This is a genomic window from Mucilaginibacter dorajii (assembly GCF_024808255.1).
GTDB classification, from domain to species: domain Bacteria; phylum Bacteroidota; class Bacteroidia; order Sphingobacteriales; family Sphingobacteriaceae; genus Mucilaginibacter; species Mucilaginibacter dorajii.
The window spans coordinates 1-18,672 of sequence record NZ_JANTYS010000005.1 but is presented as its reverse complement, the minus strand read 5'-3'; the positions used below and the strand labels follow the sequence as shown (position 1 = coordinate 18,672).

The window sequence follows — 18,672 nt, the reverse complement described above, 5'->3', positions numbered from 1 at the left end:
AGATGATCTGGTAACTATGGATTATTAATAAAATTACAACTATGAAACAGGCAGATAATACCTTTAGCTTTGAAAACGCCGAAGATAGCAGCGGCTTTTTGTTATGGCAGGTAACTAATTTGTGGCAACGCGAAATAAAGAAAGCATTGGCGCCATATGATCTTACCCATTCGCAATATGTGCTATTGGCCAGCACGCATTGGTTAACTTTGCACAATAGGGAGGTAACCCAGGTTTTGTTATCCACACATACAAAAATAGACCCGATGACAACTTCTACCGTACTGCGTACACTACAAACCAAAGGATTGTTAAAGCGACAGGAACATGCAACAGACACGAGGGCGAAAATTATTTTACTTACAGAAACGGGCAAGCAGGTGGCGAGGCTGGCGGTTGTTGCCGTTGAAGATTTTGACCGTAAGTTTTTTGAGTTATTGGGTAATAACTCCGCTGCATTTAATAAAACGCTATTGAATTTGCTTAGTTATAAAGGGTAGGGAGGGAAATCGCTTTTAACATTATTTTCTCACAAGCTGAGATTTGAGTAAACGCCAATTTAACTGCCCGTAGGATAGATTGTAGCGAATTTTACGTTTTTTTTGACTTCATATTTTAATTTGTGCTATCAATTAACTCTAAAATTCGTGAAATTCGATTAAATTGTAACCAAGGCGGCGGGCATTCGTGTCTAACTCAAAAAAAGATGCTTTACTGATAACACGAATTCATTACATTGGTGGTAAAAGGCATTTCCATGAAGGGGTAGGTCAGGGTACTATAAAAGCTTGTTTTTGTGTATCATAACCGGACACTTGCTGTAACAGAAGCGTACGCTTTAAATAGTTATTGCGCTATTAAGTTATTGAAATACAGTATTTTAATTTGTGGCATGTGTTTTTGTAATCACTATTCAAAATATATTATACTACAGTGGACAGAAAAATTGAAAAAAAGACCTGGAATACCAAACGAATACTTACTATAGCTGGTATTACAGGCATTATTTTATTGATTGGAGGGGTTATTTACGCTACATCTGGTAAAAGCAAGTTAGATGTTGATACCGAACGCATAACTATTAGTACTATCACTAAAGGCCCTTTCCAGGAAAATATTCCGGTTAACGGTACAGTAATGCCGCTTACTACTATTTTTCTTGATGCTTCTGAAGGTGGCGTGGTTGAAGAAAAATTTGTTGAAGACGGCGCTACACTTAAAAAAGGTGACCCTATATTAAGGTTATCAAACACCGATCTGGAATTAACCCTTGCAAACCAGGAAACAGCAGTATACGGTCAACAAACACAAATGCAGATATCGCATAATAATGCTACGCAAAGTACAATTGGTAAATTAAATACCATGGCCGATGTGGATAACGCGTATGTAGAGGCTAAACGTGTTTATGATCTTGATAAAAAGTTATACGATCAAAAAGCAATTGGTTTACAGGAGTATCAGCAAGCGGTAAACACTTATAAATACCAGGTAAGCCGTAAAAGATTGGCTGCCCAAATTTTAACTCAGGATACAGCACTGGTAAAACAACAGGATTCGCAATCAAAAGAGCAATACGCGCAAATGAGGAGCGCCCTGGAACTGATGAGAAAAAAAGTTGCCCTTTTAACGCTAAGGGCACCTATTGACGGCCAGCTGACGAATTTAGATGCCGAAGTAGGCCAGAACAAAAACAAAGGAGAGCACTTAGGCCAGATAGACGTACAATCGGGCTTTAAGGTACGAGTTGATATTGATGAGCACTACTTGTCTCGTATATACCCGGGCTTAAAAGGCGATTTTCAGTTTGCCGATAAAACTTATAACTTAATTATTAAAAAGGTATTTACCATTATTACAGCCGGTAGGTTCCAGGTTGATATGCAATTTGTTGGTACTGTACCGAAGGGCATCCGTAAAGGGCAAACCTTACAGGTAAGGCTTGCATTAAGCGATGAAACTACCGCTGTATTGGTACCTAAAGGAGGGTTCTTCCAGCAAACAGGTGGTAACTGGATATTCAAGGTGAGTGAAGATGGTAAAAAAGCTTACAAGGTTAATATTCAGCTTGGCCGTTCAAGTCCTGATTACTATGTGGTAACCGATGGTTTGAATCCTGGCGATAAGGTAATAACCTCAAGCTATGAAACCTATGGCGATATCCAGGAACTGGTGCTCAAAAAATAAGCCCCACCCAAACCCTCCCCGGTAGGGAGGGCTTTAAAAAGGAAAGAGGCAGTAAAAAAAGTCTCCCCAACCGAGGGAGATTTAGAGGGGGCTGGCCGGAAGGATTAAATGTTTGCAGCTTTACTGCAACGAAACATTGACAGCCAGCGTCATATAAACAGAAATTGATTAAAAAATAAGAATATAAACCAAATCAAAAAAACGAACCAATTATCACAGGCTGGTTCAGGAGGGGCAAATGATAAAAATTACTAATCTCGAAAAATTTTACCGTACAGAAGAGGTAGAGACCATAGCTTTAAACAAGCTATCAATTGAAATTGCAACGGGCGAGTTTGTGGCCATCATGGGCCCATCTGGCTGCGGCAAATCAACATTGCTTAACATTTTAGGCATGCTTGATGACCCGGATGAAGGCAGCTACGTTTTTAACGAAATTGAGGTGGCGCATTTCACCGAGCGTAAACGTGCCGACCTACGCAAACACAACATCGGTTTCGTTTTCCAAAGCTTTAATCTTATTGATGAGCTTACTGTATTTGAAAACGTAGAGTTGCCACTGATCTATACCGGTGTACCTGCATCTGAGCGTGTAAAAAGGGTAGAAGAAGTTTTGGATAAAATGCAGATCATGCACCGCAGAAACCACTATCCGCAACAGTTATCAGGTGGTCAGCAACAACGTGTGGCCATTGCCCGCGCGGTTGTAAACAAACCCAAACTGATCCTTGCGGATGAGCCTACCGGTAACCTGGATAGTACTAATGGTAATGATGTAATGGAACTGCTTACCGACCTGAATGAGCAAGGTACAACCATTATTATGGTGACGCACTCTGAGCATGATGCACGTTACAGCCACCGCATCATCAGGTTGCTTGACGGACAGGCCGTTGTGGAAAATATAATGGTTTAAACCATACATCATTCTACCCCAACAGAAGATAGTTTATATAAGTTAATAGTGCCTGCTTACCCCTTCCAAACGGAAGGGGTCGGCTTGTTTTGTACTATATCATTGGTAATTTGCTTCTCGTCATTAAGTCATTATTGAAATGAGATTTAAGTAGTAAGTAAAAAATGACAGCGCAGCTAAATGACCAATGACCTAATGACGCGCAGCCAACTAATAAACCAATAAGATGATAAGAAATTACTTAAAAACCGCGTATCGTTCCCTGTTAAAAAACAAGGGTTTTACTGTTTTAAATGTTTTGGGCTTATCAATTGGCCTGGCTACCTGTTTGTTGATTGTTTTTTATGTGGTTGATGAGCTAAGCTACGACCGCTATAATATTAATGCCGACCGGATTGTAAGGATAACCGAAGAAGCCCGGCTAAATGGCAATGCCGGCTCATATGCCGGCACAGAAGCCCCCTTGCTTAATGCATTAAAAGGTAACTTCCCCGAAATTGAAAAATCAACCAAGCTGATCCCGGCATCGGCTTTATTCATATCTCCTCAAAAATTTCGCTTCAAAAAAGGCAGCACCAACCTGCAGGAGCACAATGTGGTGTTTGCTAATTCAGACATGTTTGATGTTTTTACACTGCCTATGGTAGATGGCAGTCCACTGGCATCCTTAACAGAACCACATACCGCGGTGATAACCGAGAGCACGGCAAAAAAATATTTTAACAAGACAAACGTTGTTGGGCAAACCTTAACCCTTAATGATACCAGCGTTTACAAAATTACCGGAGTAATTAAAGATATCCCAGCCCAATCGCATTTTAACTATGATTTCTTTTTATCATGGTCGTCGTTACCCGAAAGCCACATTTATGGCTGGGGTGTAAGCGGGCAGCATAACTATTTATTGCTAAAGCCCGGTGCCAACATCAAAAAGTTAGAAGCCGAGATCCTGAAGATCGAAATCAAACATTCCTTTTCGCCTGCAGCCTGGACTACCGGCGGCAACTATCTGAAAATTATTTTAACGCCGTTGCTTGATATCCACCTAAGATCTGATAGTCAATACCAGCTGGCTAAAGGGGGCAGTATTCAATATGTGTACATATTCTCGGTTATTGGTATCCTTATCCTGCTTATCGCCTGTGTTAATTTCATGAACCTATCTACCGCGCGCTCATCAAACCGGGCCAAAGAGGTGGGGGTACGTAAGGTATTAGGCTCGGCCCGTAAATTCCTGGTTGCCCAGTTTTTAACCGAGTCTATTTTAGTAACGCTGGTATCAACCATAATAGCGGTGTTTTTAGCATGGTTGCTGCTGCCTTTATTTAACCAAATGGCCGACAAGCATCTGGCATTTACAACACAATCTTTATCCTGGCTGGTACCTTCACTTATTGTTATTGTGCTGGTTATCGGTTTCCTGGCCGGTTCATATCCCGCATTTTTTCTTTCGGCCTTTCAACCAATTGATGTTTTAAAAGGCAAGGTAGCAACCGGTTTTAAGGGTGGTTTTCTGCGCAGCTTCCTGGTTGTTTTCCAGTTTTCAATTTCCATTTTCCTCATCATAGGTACTCTTGTTATATATAACCAGCTAAATTATATCCATAACAAAAGCCTTGGGTTTAACAGAAGTCAGGTATTGGTAATTAAAAATACAGGCGTATTGGGTAACCAGGCCAAAATACTAAAGCAAGAACTAAAACAATTGCCTGGGGTAGTAAGTACCACCTTATCGTCATATACACCTACCGGCGACGACCGCAATAAAACCGGCTTATTCCCCGATGCCACCATTGATATTAAAAAAGACGTACTTTCTGAATTTTGGCCGGTTGATGAAGATTACATGGGTACTATGGGTATAAAACTGGTAGCTGGTCGTAATTTTTCGGCACAAATGCCAACCGACTCGATGGGTATAATAGTAAATGAGGCTTTTGTAAAAAGATTTGGCGCCAAGGACCCCCTTAATAAAGATGTTTACCGTTATTCGGTGGGCCTGCAAAAATTCCATATTATAGGAATAATGAAGGATTTTAATTACGAATCGCTCAAAGAAAAAATTTCGCCGGCGGTTTTAACCTATGCCCTGGATAACGGCGCTATAAGCGTGCGGATCCATACTACAGATATTGGCCGCCTTATGTCGCAGATCCAGGATAAATGGAAGGCAATATCGCCCAATCAGCAAATTACTTATTCATTTATGGATGAAGATTTTGATGCCACCTACCGCAGCGAACAGCGTATTGGTACCATATTTATATCGTTTACAACATTGGCAATCAGCATAGCCTGCCTTGGTCTTTTTGGTCTGGCGGCTTACGCGGCAGAGCAACGCAAGAAGGAGATAGGCATCCGCAAAGTATTAGGAGCTAATATTTCTACCATCATTAGCATGCTGTCAATGGATTTTATAAAACTGGTATTTATATCAATACTAATAGCAACACCAATTGCCTGGTACGCCATGCAAAATTGGCTGCAGAATTTTGCTTACCGCACCAGTATTCATTGGTATATAGTAGCGCTGGCCGGTGGTACGGCCGTGGTTATAGCATTTATTACTATTAGTTTTCAATCTATAAAAGCAGCATTGAATAACCCGGTAGAGAGCCTCCGGAGCGAATAATCATTGAGTCATTGACAAGCATACTAATGACTCAATGACACAATTTAATGAACCAAGAGAGATGATCAGAAACTATATCAAAACAGCATATCGTGGGCTTCGTAAAAACCGGGGTTTTACCACTATCAATATCCTGGGCCTTGCCCTTGGGCTGGCTACCTGCCTGCTTATTATTTTATATGTAGCCGATGAATTGAGCTACGACCGGTATAACGATAAAGCGGGCCGGATTTACCGGGTTAATGAGGATTTAAAGCTTGGCGACAACAGCGTGAAATATGCAGTTTGTATGGCACCGCTGGCCAAAACACTGATTGCCGAATATCCTTTTGTTGAAAATGCTACGCGGTTAAAAAATGCCGGTACATCGCATGTTAAAAAGGGGGCTCTAAACATTTCTGAAAACCACGTTGCCTTTGCCGATCCTTCTTTGTTCAGCGTTTTTACATTGCCCATGATCAATGGCAACCCTGCATCTGCGTTGGTTGAGCCCAATAGTGTTGTTATCACCGAAACTACTGCTAAAAAATATTTTAACAGCACCAACGTAGTTGGCAAAACTTTGCTGTTTAACGATAATACACTTTGTAAAGTAACGGGTGTTATTAAAGATGTACCGCACACTTCGCATTTCAATTTTGATTTTTTCATATCGATGTCGTCCTTTCCCGATAGTCGTTCAACCGAATGGCTGCGCAGCGATTATAACACCTATGTGCTTTTAAGAGATAAATCATACGCCAAACAACTGGAAAGCAGTTTCCCTGCTTTATTAGAAAAATTCAGCGGCGCGCAAATGAAAGCCCAGCTTAATATGAGCTATGCCGACTTTGAAAAACAGGGCAGCTTTTTCAGGTTAAATTTAATCCCCCTTACGGACATTCACCTTAAATCGAGCCTATCCGGCGAATTGGCTGCAAACGGCACCACACAGTATGTTTATATTTTTTTATTGATCGCCGTTTTTATATTGCTGATAGCCTGTATAAACTTTATGAACCTATCAACAGCGCGATCTGCAAACCGGGCGCGCGAAGTTGGTGTGCGTAAGGTTTTAGGATCGGCCCGCAAACACCTGGTTGCCCAGTTTTTAACCGAATCGGTTTTAGTAACCGTCATTTCAACTGTTTTGGCATTTGTAATCGCCTTGTTTTTATTGCCGTTATTTAATCAATTATCCGGCAAAGAATTAGCTATCAACAGCACATCAATGGTATGGATAGTGCCATCTTTGATTGGCATCGCGTTGTTTGTAGGTGTGCTTTCGGGTTCATACCCTGCATTTTATCTCTCGGCGTTTCAACCTGTTGATGTGTTGAAAGGTAAATTAGCAAGGGGCTTTAAAGGAGGTGGGCTGCGCAGTTTTTTTGTTGTTTTCCAGTTCTCTATCTCTATTGTTCTTATCATTGGCACACTGGTCATTTATAACCAGCTCAATTATATCCAAACCAAAAACCTGGGTTACAACCGCAGCCAGGTACTGATAGTGAAAAATGTATTTGAGCTTAATAATAAGGCTAAATTATTTAAGCAAAAGGTAAAAGAGCTTCCCGGTGTAATTAACGCAACTATGACCGGCTTTTTGCCAACATCCGGATTTAAAAGTACTGCGATTTACTACAAAGATGCTTCATTAAGCGAAAAAACATCCATGTTTCCACAAAGCTGGCAGGTTGATGCCGACTATGTGCCTACTTTGAATATGAAAATGGCCACGGGGCGTAATTTTTCAAAAGATATGCTTACCGACTCGGATGGAGTAGTAATTAATCAGGCAGCTGCCAAATTCCTGGGTTTTAAAGATCCTTTAAACAGTATCATTTACCGCTCGGTGAGTAGCCAGCATGATTTAGCCCACATGAAGCAGTACCGCATATTGGGAGTGGTGAAAGATTTTAATTTTAACTCGCTGCACGAAAGTGTTAGCCCTGTGATATTAACGCTTGGTGACGATAATGGCGCACTAAGCATCCGCGTAAATACCAATAACCTAAGCGCGCTGATGACACAAATAAATGCCGCCTGGAAGGATGTGAACCCCAATGTGCAGATCAACTACACATTTATGGATCAGGATTTTGATGCCATCTATCGTACCGAGCAGCGCACCGGGCAAATCTTTATCATTTTTACTGCATTGGCCATTGTAATTGCCTGTTTAGGCTTGTTTGGCCTGGCTGCTTACGCTGCAGAGCAACGTACCAAAGAAATTGGCATCCGCAAAGTATTGGGAGCCAGCGTTAGCGCCATAGCAGGTATGCTTTCTAAAGATTTTATAAAACTGGTGGGTATTTCCATCCTGATAGCATCACCACTTGCCTGGTATTTTATGAATAAATGGCTGGAAGGCTTTGCTTATCGCATTAACATTCAATGGTGGGTACTGGTGCTGGCTGGTGTTGCAGCGTTGCTGATTGCGGTTATAACTGTAAGCTTTCAATCCATTAAGGCAGCGGTTGCAAATCCGGCGGATAGTTTGAAGAATGAGTAGGAAGCCTCGGCCTCATCTAAATCCTCTCCAAGGGAGAGGACTTTGAAAAGAAAGAGCCTCACCTAAATCCTCTCCAAGGGAGAGGACTTTGAAAAGAAAAGTTTTAGATTAAAAGGTTTCCGGATAAGCAAATCAGGACCCTCTGCTTTGGAAGTAGGAACTTGTTTTTTAGCTTTTAGGATTTAATCATTAGCGTTTTAGAACATAGTTTTTTGGAATTTAAACTTTAGGTTTTAGAGTTTAAAAAACGATGCAACCTATTGCCGGTTTTTGCCGTCTGATAGGTAAGTTAATGTCCTGTGGCGTTTTACAGGGCTATTCTTGATTAACAACTTCATTTATCTGCATATGATCAAAAATTTTATAAAAATAGCCTGGCGTAACTTATGGCGCCACAAATCATTTACGTTCATCAATATTTCGGGATTAGCCATTGGCATGGCCAGCGCGGCGCTTATCTTGTTCTGGATCCAGAATGAGGTGAGTTACGATCAGTTCCATGAAAACAAATCGCGCCTGTATCTTGCTTATAACCGTGCCGTTTTTGATGGCAAGCTATGGTGCTGGGGAACTACGCCTAAAATATTGGGCAAAACCCTGAAACAGAGTTATCCTGCTGTTGAGGAAACCGCCCGCACAACCCAGTCCAATTTTTTATTTACCATTGGCGAGAAACACCTAAACCTGCCCGGTATCTTTACTGACCCTGGCTTTTTAACCATGTTTAGCTTTCCGCTGATTAAAGGAAATTCTAAAACGGCGCTAAACTCCATCAATTCATTGGTGATCACCGAAAAACTGGCCATCAAACTATTTGGTAAAGAAGATGCCATGGGTAAGGTAGTGCGCATAGACAGCGTTGATAACTTTACGGTTACCGGCGTAATGAAGGATTTGCCTAACAATACCCGTTTTGATTTTGAATACCTGATGCCCTGGAGCTACCTCAAAAAAACAGGCGGTGATGATGAGTATTGGGGTAATAACTCGGTACAAACCTGGGTGTTAGCCAAACCAAATATTACAGAAGAAGTGCTAAATAAACAGGTTATCAACATTACCAAGTCGCATTCCGATCAAAAGGACGATGAGGTATTTATGCACCCGGCCAGTAAATGGCATTTATACTCCAAATTCGAGAATGGAAAAATTGTAGGAGGGAAGATCGGTTCTGTTAGGCTGTTTGGTGTTATCGCCATGTTTATCCTGCTTATAGCCTGCATCAATTTCATGAACCTGAGCACAGCCCGCAGTGAAAGGCGTGCGAGGGAAGTAGGTATCCGTAAAGTGGTAGGTGCACAAAAAGGATCATTGATAGCGCAGTTTTTGGGCGAAAGCATTTTGCTGGCTTTTATCGCTGGCATCATCGCCATTGTTATTGTACAGGTAAGTTTATCAAGCTTTAACCAGCTTACCCAAAAGCAGTTGTTTATACCATATGCCAGTCCTTACTTTTGGCTTGCCGGCTTGAGTTTTGTTTTGTTCACCGGATTAGTTGCCGGCAGTTATCCTGCTTTTTTCTTGTCATCATTTAGGCCGGTGAGTGTTTTGAAGGGAACCTTTAAAGCTGCAAATGCTTTGGTTACACCTCGTAAACTGTTGGTTGTTATACAGTTTACGTTTGCTATAGTGCTTATTATTTGTACTGTTATTATACGCAACCAAATGAGGTACGCCCAAAACCGGGATCTGGGCTACAAAAAAGATAACCTGGTTTATACCATGATGTCGGGCAGTATTGATAAAAATTATAAGATGATCCGTTCGGAGCTCATTAGCAGCGGTGCAGCGGTATCTGTAACCAAAACAAGTGCGCCGGTAACCGAAGGTTGGAGCGACAGCTGGGGTTTTGACTGGAAAGGAAAAGACCAGAGCCAAAAAATAGATTTTAATGTATTTAATGCCGATGGCGATTTTGTGAAAACCATGGGCCTTCATATTGTGGCCGGTAGAGATATAGATGTGGCGACCTATCCAACAGATTCCAACGCCATGATCTTGAACGAGGCCGCGGTTAAGATTATTGGCTTTAAAAACCCGGTTGGGCAGGTCATTAAAAATGGTAATAACCAGGCCTGTACCATAGTTGGTGTGGTAAGGGATTTCATCCTGCAATCGCCATATCAGCCTGTTAAACCAATGATCATACAAGGGCCAAAATCATGGTTCAATGTAATCCACTACAAACTGAACCCTAATAACACCACTGCCGACAACCTGAAAAGAGCCGAAGGGGTATTTAAAAAGTTCAACTCTGAGTATCCTTATGAATACCATTTTGTTGACGAAGAATACGCCAAAAAATTCAATGATGAACAACAGGTGGGTACCCTGGCCAGTTTGTTTGCCGGGTTAACCATATTTATATCATGCCTTGGTTTATTTGGCCTGGCGGCTTATATGGCACAAAACCGTCAAAAAGAAATTAGTGTACGCAAAGTTTTGGGCGCATCGGTTTCTAATTTAACAGGTCTTTTATCCAAAGAATTTTTAGCGCTCATTATTATTTCCTTTGTAATTGCATCGCCTATAGCCTGGTACGGTATGTATACCTGGCTTAAAAGCTATCCGTATCACGTCAGTATCGAGATTTGGGTGTTTCTGCTTGCCGGTTTATTAACAGTGCTTGTAGCCCTGGGTACAGTAAGTTTTCAATCTATTAAAGCAGCCCTAACCAACCCGATAAAGAGCTTGAGAAACGAATAGCGGGAAAAAGAATTAAGAGTTAAGAATCAGAGTCAAGACCGGAGCAAAATCAGAGAGAATCGGAACAGAAACAAAATCAGCAGGCCATTTTTAACCGGCCTGCTTTTTCATTCTCCCACCTTTGTCTTGATTCTTGACTCTTGATTCTTTTCTCTCTTTCCTCACTGTATCATAAACGGACGCTCCCTGTTACATAAGCGTACAGTTTTTAATTAATGATTTCGATTTAATGTATTGATAATCAACTTTTTAAAAGTTTGGTATATTATTGATACTTTAATATTAAAATGATCACTATTATTGTTTACAACAAAAAATGACTATCACTAATCCACAAACCATCTAATCCACCAAACAAAAATGTTATCACTTCAACATATTTCAAAATATTACCAGGTAAGCGGACTAAAAAACTACGTGCTTAATGACCTGAGCCTCGAAGTTGAAGAGGGCGAATTTATTTCCATTATGGGGCCATCTGGTTCAGGTAAATCTTCGTTATTGAACGTTATCGGCATGCTTGACGAACCATCAAGCGGCTTCCATTATTTTGCCGGACAGGCGGTGCATCAGCTTAAAGAAAAACAACGTTCGGCATTGTATAAACAATACATTGGCTTTGTTTTCCAGGCCTATCATTTGATTGACGAACTTACGGTTTATGAAAACATCGAAACCCCGCTAATTTACCAGGATTTTAAAAGCAGCGAGCGCAAAGCCATGGTGGCCGATATTTTGGATAAATTTAACATTGTAGGTAAAAAAGACCTTTTCCCTGCACAATTATCAGGCGGTCAGCAACAATTAGTTGGTATTGCCCGCGCCTTGATTGCCAAACCAAAACTATTACTGGCCGATGAGCCTACAGGTAACCTTAACTCCAAACAAGGCGAAGAGATTATGGAGCTTTTCCGTAAGCTCAATAAAGAAGATAAGGTAACTATTATACAAGTAACACACTCCGAAAAAAATGCTGAATACGGTACGCGCGTCATTAACCTGCTCGACGGTAAAATAGCATCATCACACCAACTCTGATCATCAATATAGTAATGCGATATTTTAAATTTATATTTTTTAGTTTGATTGCCGTGCAGGCTATGAACGCGCAGGCGCAAACAGATTCTGTTCTTTCTATAAAGCAATGTGTTGACATCGCCATAAAAAACAACCTCGACGTTAAGAAAAGTGAATTACAGATGGATCGCCTGGAGGTTGGTTACAAACAGGCAAAGGAATACCTGCTGCCAACTATTAACGGCGCAGTTAATCACGGTATTAACAATGGCCGTAACATTAACCCCTTTACCAATAGCTATGTAACGCAATCGCTTACCTATGGTAACTATAGCTTAAATGGTAACCTTACCTTGTTTAGCGGGATGCAAAACTTAAATAACATTAAGCAAACCTCGCTTTCATACCAGGCTGGTAAAATGGACTTTCAGCAGGCTAAAGACCAGGTTACCATCAACGTAATTACAGCATACCTGCAGGTTTTGGATAATGCCGAATTGCTTGGCCAGGTAGGCAATCAGTTGGATGTTTCAAAAAAGCAGGTTGAGCGATTGGATATATTGGAAAAAGAAGGTGCTAATAAACTACCATCTGACCTGTATGATTTGAAAGGGCAATACGGCGATAATCAGCTAAATTTAGTTTCGGCAAAAAACGCGTTAGAGGTTTCAAAACTTACCCTGATGCAAATGCTCAACATCCCGTACAACAAAAACCTTCAATTGAAGCCTTTAAGTGTACAGGATGTATCTTCAAAAACCGACGCAAATTCAGACCAGGTTTATGATGCAGCACTACAACAGCTGGCTTATATTAAAGCCGCGGAATTAAGAAGTAAAAGTGCCGAAAAGGGTGTTAAAGTTGCAAAGGGCGCTTTGTTGCCAACACTTTCTTTAGGTGCGGGTATTTTCACTAACTACTCAAGTGCAGCACAAAACTCAACTTTTGTTGATTCAACTACTGTAAATACCGGCTCTTTTGTAAACGGCGCTGGCGGTACCAAACAAGCCGTTTATGCCACACAGGCCAATTATAGTAACCATACCATTGGCTATTATGATCAGTTTAAAAACAATTACAGTACTCAGGTTAGTTTAAGCTTACAGATCCCTATTCTGAACTATTTTCAAAATCGTAACAAGGTAAAACTGGCCAAAATAAACCTGGAAGAGGCTAAGTACGTGGAGAACAACACCAAAATAGTTTTAAAACAGAACGTGGAACAGGCGTATCTGAACATGACATCGGCCTACGAAAGATATACGGTTTTACTTGAGCAGGTAAAGGCCTATGGCGAGTCGTTCAGAATTGCTGAAATTCGTTTCAATAATGGTGTTTTAACCTCTTATGATTTTGTGCTGGCTAAAAACAATTTGGATAGATCAAAGATCAACATGATCAACGCCCGTTATGATTGCTACATCTATAACAAAATATTAGATTATTACCAGGGCAAGCTCACTTTATAACGGTTGATAAATGTTTTTGGATTTGTAAAAAAAATCTAAATTTATCCCAGCATTTGAACTTTTAATATCCGGTTTTATATTTTCTGCTACAAAGGCAGGGGATATAAACCGGATATTCCTAATTTAGCACCGGCCTTAATTTTATCATCTTAAAAGTTAAGACTTATTTTAAACTTAGACACCTATAAAATGAAAAAAACAATTTTACTTTCTTTAACAATTTTGCTGATATCAGCGGGTATGGCATCTGCCCAGGTTATTCCAAGCTTTTCTTTTGGTGCCAAAGCGGGAGCCAACTTTTCAGCTTTTCCTGCAAACGGCAAATATGATAATAGTTCACAAGCTGGCTACTTAGGTGGTGTGTGGGCGAGATTTGGAGCGCTGGGTTTTAATTTCCAACCAGAATTATATGTTACCTCAAAAAACCTGAACGTTAAAGACGACGCAGGGAATGAAAACAAGGCTAAATTTACAAGCCTTGATGTACCATTGCTTATAGGTACCAAAATAGGAGCGCTTGGTTTAGGTGGTCGCTTTTATGGCGGTCCTGTTTTTTCGTTCGCTATCAATAAAGATCAAAACTTATCTGGTGCTACAAGTCAGGCGGTAAATTTGAATTACAAGGACGCCAACTACGGGGTCCAATTAGGCGCTGGTGTGGATATTAAAGATTTTTCTGTTGATTTGAGATACGAGGGGGGACTAAACAAGCTTAGTTACGGCCCGGGATATTCACACACCCGCGTAAGCATCTTTAGCCTTTCCTTAGCATATAAAATATTTTCTCTTTAATTTTTAAGAGGACTAAACTTTTTAAAAGACTTGCCAATTTCTGGCAGGTCTTTTTTGTTTTAATAAGACAGCCTTTCTCCGCCAAAATCCCGGTATATCGTATCGTCAATTGTAATTTTTGTATTATAAATTCAAGCTAAATGGCCATAATAGTATTATACTTATTGTATATGGTACACCTATATTTATAAGCCTATTGTTTAACCACAATTACCTAAAAAAAAGGCTTACTGCTATGCGCAAAAATTTCAAAATTCCGGGATGTGTTATTGGTAATATACTTAGTGTGCTTTTATTTATTCACCCGGCTTACGCTCAGTCGAAGGATGCAGCATCGAGCCGGATAAAGTTAAACCAAATTGGTTTTTACCCCAAAAGCATAAAAAAGGCGGTAGTGTTAACTGAAAACGCAGCTCCATTTACTATTCAAAATATCACCAAACAGATTGTATTTAAAGGGAATTTAAAGGAATCTGTAAAACCGGCCTTCTCCGGTAAAACAACTTACATAGCCGATTTTACTGGTCTAAAAAAAACAGGCGAGTATAAGTTATACATTGAAGGATTGGGCTATTCATATCCGTTCTTTATCAATAACAATGTTCATCAAAAAATAGCGGCCGGAGTTGTTAAAGCCTATTATTTTATGCGGGCATCTACACCATTACCTTCTAAATACGCAGGCAAATGGGCCCGGACAGAAGGGCACCCCGATACAAGCGTTTTGATCCATCCATCTGCCGCAAGTGATAAACGGCCTGCTGGGTTCATTATCTCATCGCCACGCGGTTGGTATGATGCCGGCGACTATAATAAATATGTAGTAAACAGCGGCATCAGCACCAGTACATTACTTTCGTTATACGAGGATTTTCCTGCCTACATGAAAACAGTGAAACTTAATATTCCCGAAAGCGGTAACGGCTTGCCAGACTTGCTTAATGAAGTTTTATGGAATCTACGCTGGATGCTGACCATGCAAGATCCTAATGATGGCGGTGTATACCACAAGCTCACCAATGCCGCTTTCGATAAGTTTGAAATGCCTGACAAGGATAAAACACCACGTTACGTAGTGCAAAAAGGAACTGCTGCTGCCCTTGATTTTGCTGCTGTAACAGCACAGGCAGCAAGAATTTTTAAACAATTTCCGCAACAGTTACCTGGCTTGGCCGATTCTTGTTTAAAAGCCTCCAAAAGCGCCTGGAAATGGGCCGCTGAATATCCCAATGTAGCTTACAGGCAGGATGAAAACAACAGGAAGTTTAACCCTTCGGTAACAACCGGTGCATATGGCGATAATACTTTTACGGATGAGTTCATCTGGGCGGCAAGTGAATTATTTGTAACTACTCATGATGATGCTTACTTAAAACACATCAACCTGTTACCCGATGATAGAATGCCTGTGCCTTCATGGGCGCAGGTTAAGCTGTTAGGATATTATACTTTACTTAAAAATGAGGGTCGGGTTAAAGAAATTACCGATCTACCCGAAATAAAAAAGCGATTATTAGCGGCGTCGGATGAACTGATTAATGGGGTTGAGGATAATGCCTGGCAAACCTCTATGACATTATCTGCAAAGCATTTTGGCTGGGGCAGCAATTCGGATGCTGCTAATGAAGGGGTAATGCTGCTACAGGCTTATAAACTAACTAATGATAAAAAATACCTGAATAATGCGCTGGCCGATCTTGATTATCTTTTGGGGCGAAATGCTACCGGGTATTGCTACGTTACCGGGTACGGCAGCAAAACGCCGATGCATCCGCATCATCGTCCATCGGCAAGTGATGGTGTAGTTGACCCGATTCCGGGTTTGCTGGTAGGCGGCCCAAATCCCGGTATGCAGGATGGCATTAAAGTGCCCTCCAAAGTACCCGATGAAGCTTATATAGACGATACCAGGGCTTATGCTGCTAATGAAATTACCATTAACTGGAATGCACCTATAGCTTATTTGGCTAACGCTATAGAAGCGCTGCAAGCAGAACTTGGCAGCACTCCAGAATCTAAATCAACTAAGTAAAATATCTCTCAAATTCAAACCAATCAACACATGAGAAAAATTTACATAACGGCGGCAAGTTTGCTTTTGCTCCATGTAATTTCCCCTTCGGTGCAAGCCCAAACCAAAGCTACGGCAACTGCTATCGATAAAAAAGTAGATGCTCTGATAGCCAAAATGACGCTGGAAGAGAAAGTAGGGCAGATGACAGAAGTTACATCGGACGTGGTATCCAAAACCAATGTTCCCGATCATCAGCTTGATGCCGAAAAATTGAAAGAGGCCATCATGAAATACCACGTGGGCTCAATATTGAATGTAACAGGGCATGCTTACGACCGTGCACATTGGTATGAGGTGATCTCAACCATTCAAAAAGCAGCGGATCAGGATCGGTTAAAAATCCCGGTTATTTATGGTATCGACGCTATACACGGCGTAACTTATACTACAGGCAGCACCTTGTTCCCGCAGGAGATTGCGATGGCTGCTACATTTAACCGCGATATCGCCCATAAAGCAGGCGAGATCACAGCTTACGAAACCCGTGCCAGCTATATTCCATGGAATTATTCGCCGGTTTTAGATTTGGGTAAGTCGCCGCTATGGCCACGTATTTATGAAACCTTTGGCGAAGATCCTTACCTGGTTAAAACCATGGGAGCCGCCATCATTAAAGGCTACCAGGGTAACGATGTAGGCGATAAATATCATGTGGCAGCCTGTATGAAACATTACCTGGGCTACAGTTTCCCGCTAAGCGGTAAAGACCGTACCCCGGCCTGGATCCCTGATCGCTATATGCGCGAATATTTTTTGCCCTCATTTACCGAGGCGGTAAAGGCCGGCGCGAAAACGCTGATGATCAACTCGGGCGAGATTAACGGAGTACCGGTACACGCCAGTAAATACCTGCTTACTGATGTATTACGTGGCGAACTCCATTTTGAAGGGGTCGCCGTAACTGATTGGCGCGATATTCAGTATCTGCATGACCGTCATCACATTGCTGCTACGCAAAAAGACGCGGTGATGATTGCCGTTAACGCCGGCGTTGATATGAGCATGGTGCCTTATGATTATACGTTTTTCACCTACCTGGTTGAATTGGTTAAAGAAGGTAAAGTATCCATGGGCCGTATTAATGAGGCTGTACATCGTATTTTGAAAGTAAAATACGAGTTGAATTTATTCGACCGCCCGGTTGGCAATCCCGAAGATTATCCCAAATTTGGGTCGGAAGAGTACCGCCAGGTTAGCGTGCAGGCCGCTAATGAGGCTATCACGTTGTTAAAGAACAATAACCACATCCTGCCGCTTAAAAAAGATATGAAAGTGCTGGTTACAGGCCCAACGGCAAATACCATGCGTTCATTAGATGGTGGATGGAGCTATACCTGGCAGGGCGATGAGTCGGATAAATTCGCGGCCGGCAAAAACACCATTTTAGAAGCTATTCAACAAAAAATAGGTAAAGATAATGTAAGCTATCAAGCTGGTGCAGCTTTTGATAGTCTTCAAAATATTGATGAAACTATTAAAGCCGCTAAAAAGGCCGACGCAATTGTACTTTGTTTAGGTGAATTGTCATATACCGAAAACGTGGGCAATATTGATGATTTGAATTTACCTGCAGCGCAAATTCAATTGGCACAGGCTTTGGCAAAAACAGGCAAACCGGTGATATTGGTATTAGCCGAAGGCAGACCAAGAATAGTTACCGACGCCGAAAGCCTATCGGCAGCAACAGTAATGGCTTACCTACCAGGTAACGAAGGTGGAGATGCTATTGCTGGTGTGTTATTCGGTGATGTAAACCCATCTGGCAGGTTACCAATTACCTATCCACGTTATACCAACTCGTTGAATAACTATTATCGTAAGAACCTGGAAAACGGTAACCCCGATGATAAGCATGGCTACAACCCCTTATATGAGTTTGGCTATGGTTTAAGCTATACCTCATTTAGCTACAATAACCTGCACATCAGCAAGCCGGAGTTAAAGGATAATGAAGTTTTAACGGTTACGGTTGATGTTAAAAATACAGGCGCCATTGAAGGTAAAGAATCGGTGTTGTTGTATACCAGTCAGTCGTATGCCAGTATTTCGCCGGATACCAAACGCTTACGTGCTTATGATAAAATCTTGTTAAAGCCCGGTGAAACCAAAACAGTAAGTTTCAAAATCACTCCTAAAGACCTTGCTTTTGTGAACGATGTAAGCAAAACCGTTACCGAAGCCGGGGAATTTAAGATCCAGGTAGGCGATCAAACTCAAACTTTTAATTACGTATCAGCTTTAAATACTCCTTCAAGAACAGGGAAGTTGTAAATAAACCTAATTACATTCAAAAGAGGCCGTATCATAATTCAAATGATGCGGCCTCTATGTTTGCAACGTATTGGCTCCATGTTTATCTGTTTTCGTTGAATTTCTCAGCAAGGAGTA

11 protein-coding genes are annotated in these 18,672 nt (G+C 41.2%); all 11 read left to right on the top strand.

The features are described 5' to 3' along the window. Positions 1 to 41 precede the first annotated feature (41 nt). Positions 42 to 500 carry a MarR family winged helix-turn-helix transcriptional regulator gene (locus FHS10_RS08065; RefSeq protein ID WP_259089196.1) on the top strand — a complete coding sequence of 153 codons (459 nt, stop codon included), beginning with the start codon at positions 42 to 44 and terminating at the stop codon, positions 498 to 500. Positions 501 to 933: 433 nt separating this feature from the next. Then, positions 934 to 2,187: an efflux RND transporter periplasmic adaptor subunit gene (locus tag FHS10_RS08060; protein ID WP_259089195.1), complete on the top strand. Its 1,254-nt coding sequence runs from the start codon at positions 934 to 936 to the stop codon at positions 2,185 to 2,187. A 238-nt stretch (positions 2,188 to 2,425) separates the two neighbouring features. Continuing rightward, on the top strand, positions 2,426 to 3,103 hold the full coding sequence (locus tag FHS10_RS08055; protein WP_259089194.1) for an ABC transporter ATP-binding protein: 678 nt from the start codon (positions 2,426 to 2,428) through the stop codon (positions 3,101 to 3,103). 226 nt (positions 3,104 to 3,329) lie between these two features. Further along, a complete protein-coding gene (locus FHS10_RS08050) occupies positions 3,330 to 5,735 on the top strand; it encodes an ABC transporter permease (protein WP_259089193.1) in 2,406 nt (801 codons plus the stop codon). Between the two features lie 61 nt (positions 5,736 to 5,796). Then, positions 5,797 to 8,226, top strand: coding sequence for an ABC transporter permease (locus tag FHS10_RS08045; RefSeq protein ID WP_259089192.1), 2,430 nt, complete (start codon positions 5,797 to 5,799; stop codon positions 8,224 to 8,226). A gap of 348 nt (positions 8,227 to 8,574) precedes the next feature. Continuing rightward, entirely contained in the window at positions 8,575 to 10,932 is a 2,358-nt protein-coding gene (locus FHS10_RS08040; RefSeq protein WP_259089191.1) for an ABC transporter permease, read from the top strand. A gap of 360 nt (positions 10,933 to 11,292) precedes the next feature. Next, positions 11,293 to 11,970, top strand: coding sequence for an ABC transporter ATP-binding protein (locus tag FHS10_RS08035; RefSeq protein ID WP_259089190.1), 678 nt, complete (start codon positions 11,293 to 11,295; stop codon positions 11,968 to 11,970). Between the two features lie 14 nt (positions 11,971 to 11,984). Beyond that, a complete protein-coding gene (locus tag FHS10_RS08030) occupies positions 11,985 to 13,418 on the top strand; it encodes a TolC family protein (protein WP_259089189.1) in 1,434 nt (477 codons plus the stop codon). A gap of 189 nt (positions 13,419 to 13,607) precedes the next feature. After that, entirely contained in the window at positions 13,608 to 14,210 is a 603-nt protein-coding gene (locus FHS10_RS08025; RefSeq protein WP_259089188.1) for a porin family protein, read from the top strand. 235 nt (positions 14,211 to 14,445) lie between these two features. Next, positions 14,446 to 16,242, top strand: a complete 1,797-nt coding sequence (locus FHS10_RS08020) for a glycoside hydrolase family 9 protein (RefSeq protein WP_259089187.1) — start codon at positions 14,446 to 14,448, stop codon at positions 16,240 to 16,242. A 30-nt stretch (positions 16,243 to 16,272) separates the two neighbouring features. Beyond that, complete coding sequence (locus tag FHS10_RS08015) at positions 16,273 to 18,555, top strand: glycoside hydrolase family 3 N-terminal domain-containing protein (protein ID WP_259089186.1); 2,283 nt, start codon at positions 16,273 to 16,275, stop codon at positions 18,553 to 18,555. The last annotated feature ends 117 nt before the right edge of the window (positions 18,556 to 18,672 follow it).